At 72.6% G+C, this 14,926-nt stretch carries 14 protein-coding genes and 1 riboswitch; of the genes, 11 read left to right on the top strand and 3 right to left on the bottom strand.

The genetic code is table 11. The annotated features are described in order from the left end of the window. Positions 1 to 10 precede the first annotated feature (10 nt). A riboswitch (cobalamin riboswitch) is annotated at positions 11 to 201 on the top strand. Positions 202 to 262: 61 nt separating this feature from the next. Genes GA0115234_RS11775 through GA0115234_RS11765 form a run of 3 tightly spaced genes read left to right on the top strand, consistent with a single transcriptional unit; the run spans position 263 to position 3,185 of the window. Next, positions 263 to 1,303, top strand: coding sequence for an ABC transporter substrate-binding protein (locus tag GA0115234_RS11775; RefSeq protein ID WP_093540849.1), 1,041 nt, complete (start codon positions 263 to 265; stop codon positions 1,301 to 1,303). Next, positions 1,300 to 2,391, top strand: coding sequence for a FecCD family ABC transporter permease (locus tag GA0115234_RS11770; RefSeq protein WP_093540848.1), 1,092 nt, complete (start codon positions 1,300 to 1,302; stop codon positions 2,389 to 2,391). The genes GA0115234_RS11775 and GA0115234_RS11770 overlap by 4 nt, the downstream gene beginning before the upstream one ends. Continuing rightward, a complete protein-coding gene (locus GA0115234_RS11765; RefSeq protein ID WP_093540847.1) occupies positions 2,388 to 3,185 on the top strand; it encodes an ABC transporter ATP-binding protein in 798 nt (265 codons plus the stop codon). Before GA0115234_RS11770 ends, GA0115234_RS11765 begins: the two co-directional genes overlap by 4 nt. A gap of 100 nt (positions 3,186 to 3,285) precedes the next feature. On the opposite strand, the gene GA0115234_RS11760 is transcribed toward GA0115234_RS11765, so the two are convergent. Beyond that, positions 3,286 to 4,314: a PRC and DUF2382 domain-containing protein gene (locus GA0115234_RS11760; protein WP_093540846.1), complete on the bottom strand. Its 1,029-nt coding sequence runs from the start codon at positions 4,312 to 4,314 to the stop codon at positions 3,286 to 3,288. Between the two features lie 448 nt (positions 4,315 to 4,762). Between GA0115234_RS11760 and GA0115234_RS11755 the strand changes: the two genes are divergently transcribed. Further along, positions 4,763 to 5,470, top strand: coding sequence for an adenosylcobinamide amidohydrolase (locus tag GA0115234_RS11755; protein WP_237541280.1), 708 nt, complete (start codon positions 4,763 to 4,765; stop codon positions 5,468 to 5,470). 55 nt (positions 5,471 to 5,525) lie between these two features. Beyond that, positions 5,526 to 6,434, top strand: a complete 909-nt coding sequence (locus tag GA0115234_RS11750; protein ID WP_093540845.1) for an NAD(P)-dependent oxidoreductase — start codon at positions 5,526 to 5,528, stop codon at positions 6,432 to 6,434. A 33-nt stretch (positions 6,435 to 6,467) separates the two neighbouring features. Here GA0115234_RS11750 and GA0115234_RS11745 read toward each other — a convergent pair whose 3' ends face one another. Together GA0115234_RS11745 and GA0115234_RS11740 are read right to left on the bottom strand one after the other, a co-directional pair. Next, the gene (locus GA0115234_RS11745) at positions 6,468 to 7,436 is read right to left on the bottom strand and encodes a TauD/TfdA dioxygenase family protein (RefSeq protein ID WP_093540844.1); all 969 of its coding nucleotides are present in this window, start codon (positions 7,434 to 7,436) and stop codon (positions 6,468 to 6,470) included. Positions 7,437 to 7,982: 546 nt separating this feature from the next. After that, the gene (locus tag GA0115234_RS11740; RefSeq protein WP_093540843.1) at positions 7,983 to 8,891 is read right to left on the bottom strand and encodes a SigB/SigF/SigG family RNA polymerase sigma factor; all 909 of its coding nucleotides are present in this window, start codon (positions 8,889 to 8,891) and stop codon (positions 7,983 to 7,985) included. Positions 8,892 to 9,343: 452 nt separating this feature from the next. On the opposite strand from GA0115234_RS11740, the gene GA0115234_RS11735 reads away from it, so the two are divergent. The 6 genes from GA0115234_RS11735 (at position 9,344) to GA0115234_RS11710 (ending at position 14,918) form a co-directional block, all read left to right on the top strand. Beyond that, positions 9,344 to 10,111, top strand: coding sequence for a hypothetical protein (locus GA0115234_RS11735; protein ID WP_202553613.1), 768 nt, complete (start codon positions 9,344 to 9,346; stop codon positions 10,109 to 10,111). 212 nt (positions 10,112 to 10,323) lie between these two features. Further along, positions 10,324 to 11,244 carry an NADP-dependent oxidoreductase gene (locus GA0115234_RS11730; protein ID WP_093540842.1) on the top strand — a complete coding sequence of 307 codons (921 nt, stop codon included), beginning with the start codon at positions 10,324 to 10,326 and terminating at the stop codon, positions 11,242 to 11,244. Further along, positions 11,241 to 11,999, top strand: coding sequence for a GNAT family N-acetyltransferase (locus GA0115234_RS11725; protein WP_093540841.1), 759 nt, complete (start codon positions 11,241 to 11,243; stop codon positions 11,997 to 11,999). The genes GA0115234_RS11730 and GA0115234_RS11725 overlap by 4 nt, the downstream gene beginning before the upstream one ends. Positions 12,000 to 12,174: 175 nt before the next feature. After that, a complete protein-coding gene (locus GA0115234_RS11720; RefSeq protein ID WP_093540840.1) occupies positions 12,175 to 13,389 on the top strand; it encodes a PP2C family protein-serine/threonine phosphatase in 1,215 nt (404 codons plus the stop codon). Positions 13,390 to 13,476: 87 nt separating this feature from the next. Beyond that, on the top strand, positions 13,477 to 14,148 hold the full coding sequence (locus GA0115234_RS11715) for a TetR family transcriptional regulator (protein ID WP_093540839.1): 672 nt from the start codon (positions 13,477 to 13,479) through the stop codon (positions 14,146 to 14,148). Then, positions 14,145 to 14,918, top strand: a complete 774-nt coding sequence (locus tag GA0115234_RS11710; RefSeq protein WP_093540838.1) for an SDR family NAD(P)-dependent oxidoreductase — start codon at positions 14,145 to 14,147, stop codon at positions 14,916 to 14,918. The genes GA0115234_RS11715 and GA0115234_RS11710 overlap by 4 nt, the downstream gene beginning before the upstream one ends. The last annotated feature ends 8 nt before the right edge of the window (positions 14,919 to 14,926 follow it).

Below are 14,926 nucleotides of genomic sequence, written 5' to 3'. Positions count from 1 at the left end.
CAGAGACGCGTGATAGCTTGCCGGGGCCAGTCGAACTCCACGTAAGGGGTCAGGGAATCCGGTGCGAATCCGGAACTGACGCGCAGCGGTGAGGGGGACGGGCGGGGCCACGGCCACTGGGACCACCTCCGGGTGTCCCGGGAAGGCGTCCCGTCCGAAGGAACCCGAGTCCGAAGACCTGCTGGCAGCCGCGGCCCGGTACCGGGCCGCGGAATTCCGTACAGCGGGCTCCGCGCATGAGCCTCAGACGCAGAGGGACCCCGTGCCGTCCATAGCCAGCCCCGTCCGCACCATGGCCCTGCTCTCGGCGGGACTCGTCCTGCTGACCGCCTGCGGAGGCGGAACCGACGACTCGGCCACGAAGGCGGGCCATGCCGACGGATACCCGGTGACGCTGAAGAACTGCGGGCGCACCGTCACCGTCGACGCCGCACCCCGGCACGCCGTATCGGTGGACCAGGGATCGACGGAGATCCTGCTCTCCCTCGGCCTCGCCGACCGGATGGCCGCCACCGCGACCTGGTCCGACCCGGTGATGAAGGGGCTGGAGAAGGCCAACGCCGGGGTGCCCAGGATCTCGGACAACCGCCCGTCGTCGGAGAAGGTCCTCGACCAGGAACCCGACTTCATCAGCGCGTCGTTCGCGTCCACGCTCGCCAAGGGCGGCGTCGCACCGCGCGAACAGTTCGAGGCACTCGGCGTCCCCACCTATGTCTCGCCCGCCGACTGCACCGGCAAGGACAACAGCGGGGGCGGCGACGGCGCCCGTACCGCGCCGCTGACCATGGACGGCGTCTACCAGGAGGTGCACGAGCTGGCCGGGGTGTTCGGTGTGCCGGAGCGCGGCGACGCGCTCGTCGCGCGGCTGCGGGCCCGGGTGAAGGAGGCGGCCGAGGGCATCGACGCCTCCGGTACGAGCCTCCTGTACTGGTTCTCCGACTCCAAGGCCCCTTACCTGGCCGGCTGTTGCGGAGCACCCGGGATCATCACCGGGGAGCTCGGCGCGAAGAACGTCTTCGACGACACCCATGAGGAATGGCCCCAGATCAGCTGGGAGACGGTCGCCGACCGCAACCCCGACGCCCTGGTCATCGGCGACCTGTCCCGCAGGGCCCAGACCGCCGAGAGCGCCGCGAAGAAGATCGAGTTCCTGGAGTCCGACCCCGTCACCAGGAACATGGACGCCGTCAGGCACAAGCGGTACATCCTGCTGAGCGGCCAGGCCATGAACCCGACCATCCGGACGGTCGAGGGCGTCGAACGCGTCGCCGCCGGGCTGCGCAGGTTCGGGCTCGCCGGATGACGGGGACCGAACGGGGTACGGCGGTGGCCGGGCCACCCGTGCCCGGCACCGCCGTCCGTGCCGCGAGCGGCGTACGGCGACTGCGCGGCGGGGCCCTGTGGGCCGGCGGCATCGCGCTGCTGGTCCTCTCCGTCGCGGTCGCCGTCACCATCGGCCCCGCCCGGATCTCGGTGACCGACGTCTGGTCCGCGGTCGCCGCCCACCTCGGCCTCGGCCGTTCCGGGCTCTCCCCGATCCGGGACGGCATCATCTGGAACCTGCGCATGCCGCGCACCCTGCTCGCCGCGGTGTGCGGTGCCGGGCTCGCGGTCTGCGGCACCGTCATGCAGTCCCTGCTTCGCAATCCGCTCGCCGACCCGTTCGTCCTCGGTGTCTCCTCCGGAGCGTCCACCGGCGCGGTCGTGGTCGTCGTCCTGGGCGTCGGCGGGGGAGCCGTGTCGGTCTCGACCGGCGCGTTCCTCGGGGCGCTGTGCTCGTTCGCCCTCGTGCTGCTGCTCAGCCACACCCTGGGCGGCACGACCGACCGGGTCGTGCTCTCCGGTGTCGCGGCCATGCAACTGTTCTCCGCGCTCACCTCCTTCGTCGTGATGACCTCCGCCGACGCCGAGCAGACCCGCGGCGTGCTGTTCTGGCTGCTCGGCTCGCTCAGCGGCGTCGGCTGGACCGACGTCTGGATCTGCGCCGCGGTGCTCGCCGTGACGCTGCTGGTCTGCCTCGGCCACGCCCGTACGCTCGACGCCTTCGCGTTCGGGCAGGACGCCGCCGCCGCGCTCGGCGTGCATGTCGCGCGCACCCGGATCGTGCTGCTGTGCACGACCGCACTGCTGACCGGCGTACTCGTCAGCTCGGCCGGTGCCATCGGCTTCGTCGGCCTCGTGCTGCCGCACGCCGCCCGCGCGCTCGCGGGTTCCGGGCACCGACGGCTGCTGCCGGTGACGGCGCTGGCCGGGGCCGTGTTCCTGGTCTGGGTCGACACCCTCGCCAGGACGGTCCTCGACCCGCAGGAGGTGCCCGTGGGCGTGGTCACCGCGCTGATCGGCGTGCCCGCGTTCGTCCTGGTCCTGTACCGCACCCGGAGGACCGCATGACGGGGGCGCCCACCGGGGGACTGCGCGCCGAACGGGTCAGCCGGACGGCCGGCGGCCGCCTCATCCTCGACGGGGTCGACCTCGCCCCGGAGCCCGGTGCCACCGTGGGGCTGATCGGACCGAACGGCTCCGGCAAATCGACCCTGCTGCGGGTGCTGGCCGGAGTCCTCGCCCCGGGGACCGGGGCGGTCACCCTCGACGGGCAGCCGCTCGACGCGATCGGCCGCCGCACGGTGGCCCAGCGGGTCGCCGTGGTCGACCAGCACGCCGTCACCCAGGTCGAGCTGAGCGTTCTGGACGTGGTGCGGCTCGGGCGCATCCCGCACCGCAGGGCCTGGTCGGCGCCGACCGCGGCGGACGAGGAAGCGGTGTGGGAAGCACTCGCACGGACGGGCCTCGCCGACCGCGGCGACCAGTCCTGGCACACCCTCTCCGGCGGCGAGCGCCAGCGCGTCCAGATCGCGCGGGCACTGGCCCAGCAGCCGCGCGAGCTGCTGCTCGACGAGCCGACGAACCACCTCGACATCCAGCACCAGCTGGAGCTCCTCGCGCTGATCGCCTCACTGCCGCTGACCGGTGTGATCGCCCTGCACGACCTCAATCTCGCCGCGATGTTCTGCGACCGGATCGTGGTCCTGAAGGAGGGGCGGGCGGTGGCCGCCGGAACCCCCTCGGAAGTGATCACCGAGGAGCTCATCGCCGACGTCTACCGGGTCACGGCACGTGTCACACCGGACGGCCCGGACGGGCGGCCCTCGGTGCGCTTCCTGCCGGAGCGTCCCGCGGCGACATAGGGCGGCGGGCGACAGGACGGCGGTGGGGCGGACCCCGGCACCGCGCGGGTCCGCCCTCGTTCTCCGGGTGCGGCCGTCCGCCGCGCCGTGCCGTACGGGGTCAGCGGCGGCGTCCCCGGCCGAAGTCGCCGCCGGTTTCCTTGCCGCCGATGTCCGTGCCGTCCGCGTAGTCGATCTGCTCCTTGCGGAGTTCGGCCGAGACCTCCTTCTGCTCGGTCACCTTCTTGGTCTCCATCCGTATCCGCTCGACGGGCACGGTCTCCTTGCGCGTGGTCGCGCGCTCCGCGTGCAGGGTGACCTCGACGTCCTGCTCACGGATGTCGGGGTGCTGCTCCGTCGTCTTCTCGCCGGGCTGCAGCGGCTCCCGGATCAGCCGCACCTCTTCGTGCGTCACGGGCACGGTCCTGGTGACGTTCTCGGTGACCACGTACTTGTGCAACCGGGCCGTTCCGCTCTCGTACTCCTCGGTGCCGACGCGCAGTTGCTCCTCGGAGCGGATGATCTCCTCCTTGCCGCCCAGGTCGGCGGCGGACCGCTCGGAGCCCGCCCCGGCGCCGACGAGCGGGCGCGAGGTGCCGGCCGCCCCGGCGTCGCGGTGCTTGCCCATGCCGGTGGTGCCGGCCGTGCCGGACGAGGTGGTACGGGCCGTGCCGGAGGCGGTGGTGCCGGTCATGGCCGACTTGTCGGACCCGGTGGTGCGTCCGGTGCCGGCCGCACCCATGGCGCCGGCGGCTCCCGCCGCCCCCATGGCCGTGGTGCCCGTGCCGGACGTCGTGTCCGCACGGCCGCCGAGCTTGGCGTTGGTGTTCCTGGCGAGGCCGTAGTGCTTGTAGAGCTCCTCCTCCTCCGCCACGGACAGATGCGCGTCCGCGTCCACCCGGGGGGCTTCCTTGACACGGTCCTTCGGATGCGAAATGTGTAGATCGGATCCCACGCGGCGGGCCCCGGCAAGCGGAACGAAACTCTCCTTCATGCCGAACAGGCCGGTCTTCACCGTGATCCAGTCCGGGCGGCCGGTGTTGTCGTCGACATACACCCGGCCCACACTGCCGACCTTCTCGCCATCGGTGTCGTACACCGTGAGGCCGTCGAGCTCTCCGGAATCCGTGAATCCGTCAGCGGCTCCCATGACCGATTCCTCCTCGTCCGGGCGCGTCCTGTGGCTGGGGCCATCAGACGAGGCGCGTCCGCATTCCATCGCGCCTCACCCGGATGGACGCTGCAACCGCCGGGGCCGTGGTGGCCGACGGCCGTATGCCCGGCGGTTCCGGCGGTTACCGCCTGTCGCGGCGGTGGGCGCCCCGTTCGTGCATTAGGCCATTCGGGTGAGGTGGGGAGGTGGTGCGGACACTCGACCGGATGCCTCCGCGCTGGTCGCCGGCGCCGGTCCGGCGACCGCCGTCGGCTTCGCTCACCGGTCGGCGGCCGATCAGCCCCGCGGGCTCCGCCGACGACAGCACGGGACGGCCCCCGGGGCTGCCCCGCCCGTGGCCGCGGCCTCCGGGCGCAAGGGGTCGCGCCCCCGGGCGCGCGGGGCCGCACTTCCGGGCACATATGATCGACGGGCCATATGCCCTATGCCGACCGTCGTCCTGCCGCGCCACCGGGGGTGCCCCATCCGTTCCGTACGCAGCCGGCTGCCCGAACAGCGCGGTGAACTGCTGGCCCGGCAGGAGGACGGTGCGGAACTGCACCATCTGGTGTGGCGGCTCGGGCCGGGGTGGCGGGTCTGCGGCAGCGCCGTGCTCGGGGGCGGGATCGGCCCGCGCGACTGGATACTCAACGCCCAGGTGCCCGGCGGCTATCCCCGTCTGGACCCCGACCGGCACCTCGCCGAGATCGCCGCCGCCGAACGCCTCACCGGCCCCGGCGCCGGGCTGATGACGGCCGCCGACGTGACCGCGTACACGGTCGCGGCCGACGAGGGGGTGACGGCGACCGCCACCTGCGGACTCGGCGTACGCGGCTGGGCCGCCGCCCCGGCGGAGGGAAGCGACGGGCCACCGCGTCCGGGCACGGTCAACATCGTCGTCAACCTCCCCGTGCCGCTCTCCGACGCCGCACTCGTCAACGCCGTCGCCACGGCCACCGAGGCCAAGGTCCAGGCACTTCTGGACGCGGGTCTCGACTGCTCGGGCACGCCCACGGACGCCGTCTGCATCGCCGCCCCCACTCCGGGACCCGCCCCCGCCGAACCCTTCGCGGGGCCGCGCTCGCGCTGGGGCGCGCGACTCGCCAGGGCCGTGCACGCTGCCGTGCTCGAAGGCGCGCTCCGGCAATCCTGAGACACCACAGTGCCGCGAGCCGACCCCGGTGCGGCCGACGAAGGGAGCCCCCCTCATGACATCGAGCGTTACCGGAGCCACCCCGGAGCGGCCGGTCGTCGCCGTTCTCGGTACCGGAATCATGGGATCGGGAATGGCCAGGAGCCTTCTGCGAGCCGGACTCGACGTACGCGCCTGGAACCGTACGGGGTCCAAGGCCGCCCCGCTCGCCGCCGACGGCGCCACGGTCACGGAGACGGCCGAGGAGGCCGTACGTGGCGCCGATGTCGTCCTCACCATGCTCAACGACGGCCCCGCCGTCGCCGCCGCGCTCGCCGCCGCGTCCGGGGGAGTGCACGCCGGACAGATCCTGCTCCAGAGCTCGACGGTCGGGCCCGACGCCGGCGCCGATCTCGCCCAGCGCGCCGCCGACCTGGGCCTGGTCTATCTCGACGCACCGGTCTCCGGTACCAAACAGCCCGCGGAGCAGGGCGCGTTGACGGTCTTCGTCTCCGGTCCCCCCGCCGCCCGCGCGACGGTCGACCCCGTGCTGGACGCGATCGGACAGCGCACGGTCTGGGTAGGTGAGGTCCCGGGAGCGGCCTCGCGACTGAAGCTCGTGGTCAACACCTGGGTGATCACCATGGTCAACAACATCGCGGAGTGCCTCAACCTCGCGGAAGGGCTGGGCGTCGATCCGCAGGCGTTCCTCGACGCGGTGAAGGGCGGCCCGCTGGACTCCTCCTATCTCCACGGCAAGTCCGCCGCGGTCCTCTCGGGCGACCTCACCCCGAGCTTCACCCTGTCCACCGCACTCAAGGACACCCGCCTCATCCTGGACGCCGCGCGGTCGGCCGGGGTACGGCTGGACCTGGTCGAGGCGTCGGCCGACCGTTTCGTGCGCGCCGAGGCGGCGGGGCACGGAGGCGAGGACATGATCGCCACCTACTACGCGGGCCGCGTCCCGGAGAAGGACGGCGACTGAGACCGAGCCCTCTCGGGCGGTACGGCGCCGGTCTCAGGCGGCGGTGGAGGCACCCGAGGCGATGCCGAACCCCGGCGCCGGGACCTCGTCCGGGCTGAGCAGCACGGAGCGGCGGCCGTCCGTGCCGACGGGGACGTCGCCGTCGATCGTGACCCGGCGCAGCCTGCGGTCGTGGTCGTCGGAGTCGTCCACGCCGTAGTGCTGGGTCGCGCGGTTGTCCCAGAGGGCGACGTCGCCGGTTCGCCACTGCCAGCGCGTGGTGTGCTCCGGGCGCTCGATGTGCGACTGGAACAGATCGATCAGGACCCGGGAGTCATGGCCGGTGAGCCCCTCGATCCGCTGGACGAAACTGCCGAGGAGCAGCGCCCGTTCACCCGTCTCGGGGTGGACGCGGACCACCGGGTGCTCGGTGCGGAACGCGGTGGAGGTGAACACCTCGCGGTACTGGGCGAACTCCTCGGGCCGGGCGTCCGGGCGCAGCGCCGCGTAGTCGTAGTCGTTGGAATGGACGGCGCGCAGCGCGTCGGCGAGTGCGCGCAGCGGCGCGGGCAGTCCGGCGTAGGCGGCCGCGGTGTTGGACCACAGGGTGTTCCCGCCGTACGGCGGGACGGCCACGGCCCGCAGGACGGAGAAGGCGGGGTAGGCGGGCACGAAGGTGACATCGGTGTGCCACTGGTTGGCCCGGCCGCCGTGGCCGGAGTCGATGCCGAGCGCGTAGCGGCCGTCCGCGGACGGGACGGTCGGGTGGGCGACCGGCGTGCCGAGCAGCCGGCCGAACGCTTCGTGGCCCTCCTCGTCCAGATGGTCCTGGTCCCGGAAGAAGACGACCTTGTGTTCCAGGGCCGCGGCGCGTACGGCGGCGACCACGGCCGGGGTGAGCGTGCCGCCCAGGCGGACGCCGGAGATCACGGCGCCGATGCGGCCGCCCAGCTTCCGGACCGTGACGGCCGGTTCGGTGGACGTGGGGGAGGAGGCGGGCTCGACGACGGGTGCGGAGGGCATGGCGGAGGCCTTTCCGTGCGGAGCGATTCCGGGGAGTGCGTGGGAGTGTGCGTCCTGGCGGTGCGGTCGGACACGGCGGCGCGGCGGGACGGCCGTGCCGGGAGCGGAGACCGCCGCGGCTCAGCTGCTCAACGGAGCGGGGCGCGGCGGTGGCCGCGGCGACACGCGGTGGACGCGAGGCGTCCCGGACCGACGTGGCGCCGCGGGACGAGAACCAGGGGCGCGGGCATGGCGGTGAGCGTCGCAGCGGCTCCCGAGAGACGTCAACCGCGCTTCCGTACGGGCGCGGGGCCCGCCACGGGCGCGCGGGACCGGCCGCCGTCCCTCAGGACCGCTTCCGACCTGCGCCGGGGCCTCCGCCCAGCGGTACGGGGCCGGTCCGGCGGGGCGGCCCGGTGGCCGCGCCGGGATTTCATCCGGCCGCAACGTACGGGCACGCGGGACGCCCCGGAGCCCGGCGGCGAGGGCTCCGGGCGATCGGGGCGACCGGGAGCCCGGCCGGTGCGACGGCCGCAGGCCCCCTGGCCGTCGCACCGGCCACCGGGGTCACTCCTCCACGAACATCCCGCTGCGGAGCTTCCGCAGAATTCTGCTGATCAGCCGCGACACATGCATCTGCGAGATCCCGAGCTCCGCGCCGATCGAGGACTGTGTCATCTCCTGGCCGAAACGCATGTCGATGATGCGGCGTTCGCGCGCGTCGAGACAGCCCAGCAGCGGCGCGAGCACATGCAGGTTCTCGACCGTCTCCAGGGCGGGGTCCGGACCGCCGAGGACATCGGCGAAGGTGCGGCCCGGTGCGTGGCGCCGTCCCGCTTCCGACGGATCGGCCGGCATGTCCAGCGAGCCCGCCGCGTACCCATTGGCCGCCACGATGCCCTCGGTGATCTCCTCCTCGCTCAGCCCCATGTGCTCGGCGAGCTCGGGGACCGTGGGTTCGCGGTCGAGTTCCGTGACGAGCGACTCCTTGGTCTTGGCGAGGTCGACCCGCAGCTCCTGCAGTCGGCGCGGGACATGCACGGCCCAGGTGGTGTCGCGGAAGAACCGTTTGATCTCCCCGGTGATGTACGGGACCGCGAAGGAGGTGAACTCGACCTCGCGGGAGAGCTCGAACCGGTCGATGGCCTTGATCAGACCGATCGTGCCGACCTGGACGATGTCCTCCATGTCGCCGCCGGCCCGGTTGCGGAACCGTCTCGCGGCGAACCGTACGAGGGAGAGGTTCATCTCGATCAGGGTGTTCCGCGCGTACTGGTGGGCGGGGGTCCCTTCCTCCAGGACCTGGAGGCGGCCGAAGAACAGCCTGGACAACTCGCGTGCGTCACAAGGCGCGATCTTCCCCGCGTCCTCGATCCACGGCAGGTCGCCGATCTCCCCGGCCGACGCGGCCTCCGGTGCCGGGCGGGCACTCTCCACTCGCTCCGCACCGGTGTTCCGCGCAGTGTGCGCCGTCATCTCGTCACGCTCCCCTGGTCGTAGCCCATGAGGTGTATGCGCCTGCCCCCGGATGGAGAACCCATGCGGGAGAGTGGAAGTTGATCAGGTCACACGGCATCTATGGCCAGAAAACGTCGTGATGACCCGTCATATGCCCGCGGAGCGGCCACGCGGACAGCGGAACCGCCCCACCGGTACGGGGGAGCCCGGTGGGGCGGTCGCTCAACAGACTGCCACAGCCGACGGGCAGGGGGGACCGACCGGCGCATATCCAGCGGTAGTTGAGTTGAAATCGACGGTGTCGCGACATCGACGGCGCAGGTTCGGGAAGGAAGACGGTAACTTCGGCCGCCGCGTCCGGAGAGTACGTCCGCACGAAACAGCACCCCACCTCCGTGCGATGTGCCCGGACACCACGGCACCGCCGGTCCTGCGGTGCGCGGTGGGCCATCATGGGGAGGACGGATGACATGGCCGAGGGGGGGGCACAGGTGATCTCCGAGCCGGAGTTGGTGGGCGAGTTCGGTGAGGCCGGGGCGGGCGACGTGGTGGGCGGCCTCGACCCGAGACCCGCGAGGGAACCCCGTACGCGCCGCCCGTGGCTGTGGGCACTGAGCGGAGCCGTGGTGGCTTCGGCCGTATGGGCGGGTGCGGTGTACCTGTATCCCTCCGGCGACCGGAAACCGGACATGCACGGCTACCGGCTGGCCGGAGACCTGTGCCCGTCCGTCCGGCTGAAGGCGGTCGGCGCGGCGATAGCGCCGAAGGACGACACACCCGGGCTCGATCCGGAACTCCTCAACGACCCGGTCCTGGACCGGGCCGAGTGCTACCTCTCCCTTCGGTCACCGGCCGCGAAGAAGCCGTTCAGCAACCGCTGGTCCATCGACTACTCCGTCGGGGCCAGGGTGGTGCTGCACAAGAAGACCGACCCCGCGGCCGAATTCGAGGCGACGCGCGGAGTGGCCGATTCCGGTATCGGCACCGATGTGAAGGTGGAGAGCGTTCCGAACCTCGGCGACAGCGCGTACATGCTGACGCAGGACGACGGCGTCATGGAACTGCGGGTGGTGGAGGGCGGCGCGGTCTTCTCGCTGAGCCTCTCCGCCTACTCCCAGTTCAACAGTGACAACGGCGAAGTCCCGTCCGGCGAAGGGCCGGACACCTCCGATCTGTCCCCGTACCAGTCCGCGATGATCAGCGACATGCGTGATCTGATGGCGAGACTCAAGCACTGACGCCGTCGCCGTCCGGCATTTCCTACGTGCCGCGCGAACTCCCTCGTGACCGGGGCCGGGGATCCGGTCACGGTCGGTGCCCCTTGCATCGTTGCGGTCCCGTGAACACTCCGCCCCGAGGGGAATACGTGCCCGGACGGAGGCATTCCTGCTGCTGTGGAGATCGGCGGGCGGCCCGGCCGCCGCTGCCGTGAACAGGAGAGAGGAAGTCCATGTCCAAGGCGTACGTGTTCACCCGCAACGGCGGACCGGAGGTGGAGGCCCTCATCGATCAGGACGTGCCGGTGCCGGGCCCCGGCGAACTGCTCGTCGCGGTCCGGGCGGCCGGGGTCAACCCGGTCGACTGGAAGCTGCGCACGGGATACCTCAGGCCCGGCAGCGCGCCGCGGCCCTTTCCCACCGTCTTCGGCAGCGAGGCCGCCGGAGTCGTCGAGGGCATCGGCCCGGACGTCGAAGGGTTCGCGATCGGGGACGAGGTCTTCGGTAATCCGCTGACCGGCGGCTACGCCGAGTACACCCTGCTGCCCGTCGCCGTGACCGCGCACAAGCCGGCCGGGCTGTCGTTCACCGACGCGGCGGTGCTGCCGGTCGCGGCCGCCACCGCGTACGACGGCATCCGCCAGCTCGGCCTCGCCCCCGGCTCGACCCTGCTGATCACCGGGGCCGGGGGCGGTGTCGGAACCGCGGCCGTCCAGCTCGCCCGGCACGGCGGCGTCCATGTCATCGGCGTCGCGAGCGCGGCCAAGAAGGAGTTCGTCGAATCGCTCGGCGCGGTGCACGTCGCATCCGGCCCCGGAATCGCCGACCGGGTGCGGGCAGCGGCCCCCGACGGTGTGGACGCGGTCTTCGACCTGGTCGGCGGCGACACCCTGAGAGCCGCGGCCACGCTGCTCGGGGACCCGGCCGCACTGATCAGCGCCGGTGGCAAGCCGCTGGCCGAGGAGCTGGGCGGGGCGGCCGTCGAGCGGGCCCGCACCGCGGCCGTCCTCGACGAGGTGGCGAACCTCGTCGTCACCGGCGCCCTGCGGACCCATGTGAACCGGACCTTCCCGCTCGACGGGGCGGCGGACGCGCTGCGCGTCGTCGAGGACGGACACACGCTCGGCAAGATCGTGATCGAGGTGGGCGCGTGAGCACGCCCCACGCCACCCCCGCCGACGGTGCGCACCCGCTGGACAGCCCCGTCCGCTCCGCGCTGACCGGCCCGCACGCCCATTTCACCGAGCGCCGTGGCCGAATCCTGCGCTACCCGGCGGACGTCGCCCCCTGGGTCGCGATGCCGGAGGCCCCGGAGGCCCGGGACTGGGACGACGCGGCGGCACTCGCCGGACCCGGCGGCGCCGTCACCATCACCGCCTTCCGCGAGCCGCCGCCGGACGACTGGGAGGTCGTCTTCCACGCCGAGGGCGTCCAGCTCGTCGACGCCGGGGTAGCGACGGAGCCCTTCCCCGAGGCCGTACGGCTCGGACCCGCCGATGTGCCCGACATGCTCGCCCTGGTCGAGCGCACCCGGCCGGGCCCGTTCCTGCCCCGGACCGTCGAGCTCGGCACCTACCTAGGCGTACGGCGCGACGGGGTGCTGGTCGCCATGGCCGGCGAACGGATGCGCCCGTCGGGCTGGAGCGAGATCAGCGCCGTCTGCACCGACGAGTCGGTGCGCGGGCAGGGGCTCGGCACCGGGCTCGTGCGCGCCGTCGCCCACGAGATCCGGCAGCGCGGCGAAACGCCGTTCCTGCACGCCGCCGCCGCCAACACCAACGCCGTCCGGCTCTACGAAGCCATGGGATTCGCGCTCCGCCGCCGGACGTCCTTCCTCTCGGCGCTGGTGCCGGATCCGCTGCCGACGCCCGGCGGCGACCGCGACGCCCGCGCGGCAGCCGTGCGCTGACCCGTGGCACGGGACCTTCGGCCCGAAAGCTCCGGGCTGAAGGTCACACCGTGGCGCGCGTCGGGACCTTCGACTCGCCCCGAGGGGCCGTAGGACTCGTGTGCCGTCCCTCGGAGCCGGGTGGACTGGAAGGGAACGCCGGCACCGGGCCGGCAGGTCCCGGGAGGAGCCGGCCGTGACGATCGGGCTTCAGCGCCTGCTTGCCGCACGTGGAGCGACGCTCCCGGTGACGGATGCGGGGGAGGCGGCCGTTCGCGCGCCACGGGTCGGGAACCGCGCACTGTTCGGCGGGCTCGCCCTGCTGACGGCCCTGGTCGTCGTGCTGGACTTCCGGACCGGCGAGGACCTGCGCCTCGTACCGCTGCTGGTGGTCGTGCCCGCACTCGTCTCGGTCTTCGGAACGATCCGGCAGACCGTGGGCGTGTCCACCCTGATCATGATTGTCGTCGTCGGATCGCATCTGACGACGGACGGCACGTTCTGGGACGTCACCACCGGCATCGTCGTCACCGTGCTGGCCTGTTGCCTGGGGATCGGCGCCTGCGCGCTGCGGATCCGCCACGCCACGGAGATAGCCCGGCTGCGGTCCGCCGCCGTCGCGCTCCAGCGCCAGATCCTGCGCCCGCTGCCCATCCTGACCGATCAGGTCCTCGCCCATGGCATCTATACGCCGATCGAGGAGGACCGGCTGGTCGGCGGCGACATCTACGAGGTCGTCCAGTCGCCCTACGGAACCCGGGTGATCATCGGGGATGTCCAGGGCAAGGGCCTCGCCGCGATCGGGGCGGGCTTCGCCGTGCTCGGAGCGTTCCGGGAAGCGGCCATTCGCGAACCCGCCCTGACCGGTGTGGTCGACGCCCTGGAGGACGCGGTCGCCCGGCACAACGTGTTCTCCGCCCAGACCGGGGAGACCGAACGCTTCGTCACCGCCCTGGTGCTCGGCTTCGACGGAAGCGACCGGGTCCAGGCCGTCAACTGCGGCCATCTGCCGCCCCGGCTGCTGCACGACGGCATGGCCGACGCCGTTCCGCTGCGCCGCACCTTCGTGCCGCTGGGCATGGCGGAACTCAGCTGTGAGCCGAGGGCCGCCGAATGGCTGGACTTCCCGCCCGGCGGCACGCTGCTGCTCTGTACCGACGGGGTCACCGAGGCGCGCGACGCCTCCGGTGCCTTCTATCCGCTGGACGCCCGGCTGGGCCGCTGGGCGGAGCGGGCGCCGTACGAGGTGCTGGAAGCGCTCGACGCCGACCTCGATTCCTTCTCCGGAGGCGTACGGCGCGACGACATCGCCGCGCTCGCCCTGCGCCGGGCAGCGGCCGATGACCTCGGCCGGCCCTCGGGCGGCGGCCACGGCGCCCGCAGGGCGGCGGAGGCGTTCAGCGGCCGGTAGCGCGCCGAGGAGGGCCACCGCATGGCGATCGAATGTCCCGTCGCGACTTATGTCGCGGTGGGACATTTTCAGGTGTACGGTGCACTTATGAATCCGGAACGGAAGATCCCGGAGCGGCGGAGCCGCAAGGCCCGCAAGACCCGGGACACACTGGCGCAGGCCGCGTTCGAGCTGGTGCTCGACCGGGGTCTGAAGCAGGTGACGGTCGAGGAGATCGCGGAACACGCGGACGTCGACCGGCGCACCTTCAGCCGGTACTTCACGAGCAAGGAAGCCGCGGTCCTGGACTCGCTCCGGGGCGACGGCGACCGGATCAACGACGCCCTGCGGGCCCGCCCCGCCGACGAGCCCCCGCTCATCGCCTACCGCAGGGCCGTCGAGGACTGGCTCGAACACCCCGGCGCGCAGGCCTGGCACCGGCGCGAGCGGATCTTCGACCTGCTGGTCCTCGCCGAACAGGAGCCGACCCTCTACGCGGCGTTCCACCACATCCGGGTGGACGCCCAGGAGGACTCGGTCGCCATCGTCGCGGACCGGCTCGGGGTCGACCCGCGACGGGACATCCGCCCCGCCGTCACGGTCGCCGCGGGCGCCGGGGCACTCCTCGCGGCCCAGGCCGCCTGGGCACGCGCCGGGCAACCGGACGACCTGCCCCGACTGATCGGGCAGGCCTTCGACGCCCTCGCCGGGGAACTGCTCGCGCAGCCTCCCGCCGGGCAGGCGCCGCACAGCACCACGGAAGGAAGCACAGACTCATGAGCACCACCCCCACCCCCGCCGACCAGGAGTTCGCGGGCAGGACCGCCCTCATCACCGGCGGAGCCTCCGGCATCGGACTGGCCCTGGCCCACCGACTGGCCGCGGGCGGCGCCTCCGTCGTCGTCGCCGACTACGACGAGGCCGGTGCCCGCAAGGCGGTAGCCGAGCTGGAGAGCGCAGGCGCCAAGGCCGCCGCCGTGGCCATGGACGTCACCGACCCCGCCTCCGTCGAAGCGGGCGTGCGGTTCGCCGTCGACACCTTCGGCGCCCTGCACCTCGCCGTCAACAACGCGGGTATCGGCGGCCCCAGCAGCCCCACCGGCGAGTACGCGGTCGAGGACTGGAACCGGGTCGTCGCCACCAACCTCAGCGGCGTCTTCTACTCGATGCGCTACGAGCTTCCCGCCATCGTCGCGGCGGGCGGCGGCGCCGTCGTCAACATGTCGTCGATCCTCGGCACCAACGGCTTCGCCGGCTCGCCCGCCTACGTGGCCGCCAAGCACGGTGTCGTCGGCCTCACCAAGACCGCGGCTCTCGAATACGCGGCCCGGGACGTCCGGATCAACGCCGTCGGCCCCGGCTTCATCGACACACCGCTGCTGCGCAACACCGACAGCGCGGCCCGCGACCACCTGGTCTCGTTGCACCCGGCCGGACGGCTCGGCACGGCGGAGGAAGTCGCCGAACTCGCCGCCTTCCTGCTCTCCGACCGCGCCTCCTTCATCCACGGCAGCTACCACCTGGTGGACGGCGGCTACTCCGCCTCCTGAGCGGCGAA

The sequence above is a fragment of the Streptomyces sp. DvalAA-43 genome, from assembly GCF_900091725.1.
Classification (GTDB): Bacteria; Actinomycetota; Actinomycetes; order Streptomycetales; family Streptomycetaceae; genus Streptomyces; species Streptomyces pulveraceus.
The sequence above is the reverse complement of the archived record's forward strand: the minus strand, read 5'-3'. Positions and strand labels throughout refer to the sequence as shown.

Bases quoted from the DNA above. Each gene is read 5' to 3' on its own strand.
- GA0115234_RS11760 (WP_093540846.1), bottom strand. From the start codon at position 4,314: ATGGGAGCCGCTGACGGATTCACGGATTCCGGAGAGCTCGACGGCCTC.
- GA0115234_RS11770 (WP_093540848.1), top strand. From the start codon at position 1,300: ATGACGGGGACCGAACGGGGTACGGCGGTGGCCGGGCCACCCGTGCCC.
- GA0115234_RS11750 (WP_093540845.1), top strand. From the start codon at position 5,526: ATGACATCGAGCGTTACCGGAGCCACCCCGGAGCGGCCGGTCGTCGCC.
- GA0115234_RS11735 (WP_202553613.1), top strand. From the start codon at position 9,344: ATGGCCGAGGGGGGGGCACAGGTGATCTCCGAGCCGGAGTTGGTGGGC.
- GA0115234_RS11715 (WP_093540839.1), top strand. From the start codon at position 13,477: ATGAATCCGGAACGGAAGATCCCGGAGCGGCGGAGCCGCAAGGCCCGC.
- GA0115234_RS11730 (WP_093540842.1), top strand. From the start codon at position 10,324: ATGTCCAAGGCGTACGTGTTCACCCGCAACGGCGGACCGGAGGTGGAG.
- GA0115234_RS11710 (WP_093540838.1), top strand. From the start codon at position 14,145: ATGAGCACCACCCCCACCCCCGCCGACCAGGAGTTCGCGGGCAGGACC.
- GA0115234_RS11765 (WP_093540847.1), top strand. From the start codon at position 2,388: ATGACGGGGGCGCCCACCGGGGGACTGCGCGCCGAACGGGTCAGCCGG.
- GA0115234_RS11745 (WP_093540844.1), bottom strand. From the start codon at position 7,436: ATGCCCTCCGCACCCGTCGTCGAGCCCGCCTCCTCCCCCACGTCCACC.
- GA0115234_RS11740 (WP_093540843.1), bottom strand. From the start codon at position 8,891: ATGACGGCGCACACTGCGCGGAACACCGGTGCGGAGCGAGTGGAGAGT.
- GA0115234_RS11755 (WP_237541280.1), top strand. From the start codon at position 4,763: ATGCCGACCGTCGTCCTGCCGCGCCACCGGGGGTGCCCCATCCGTTCC.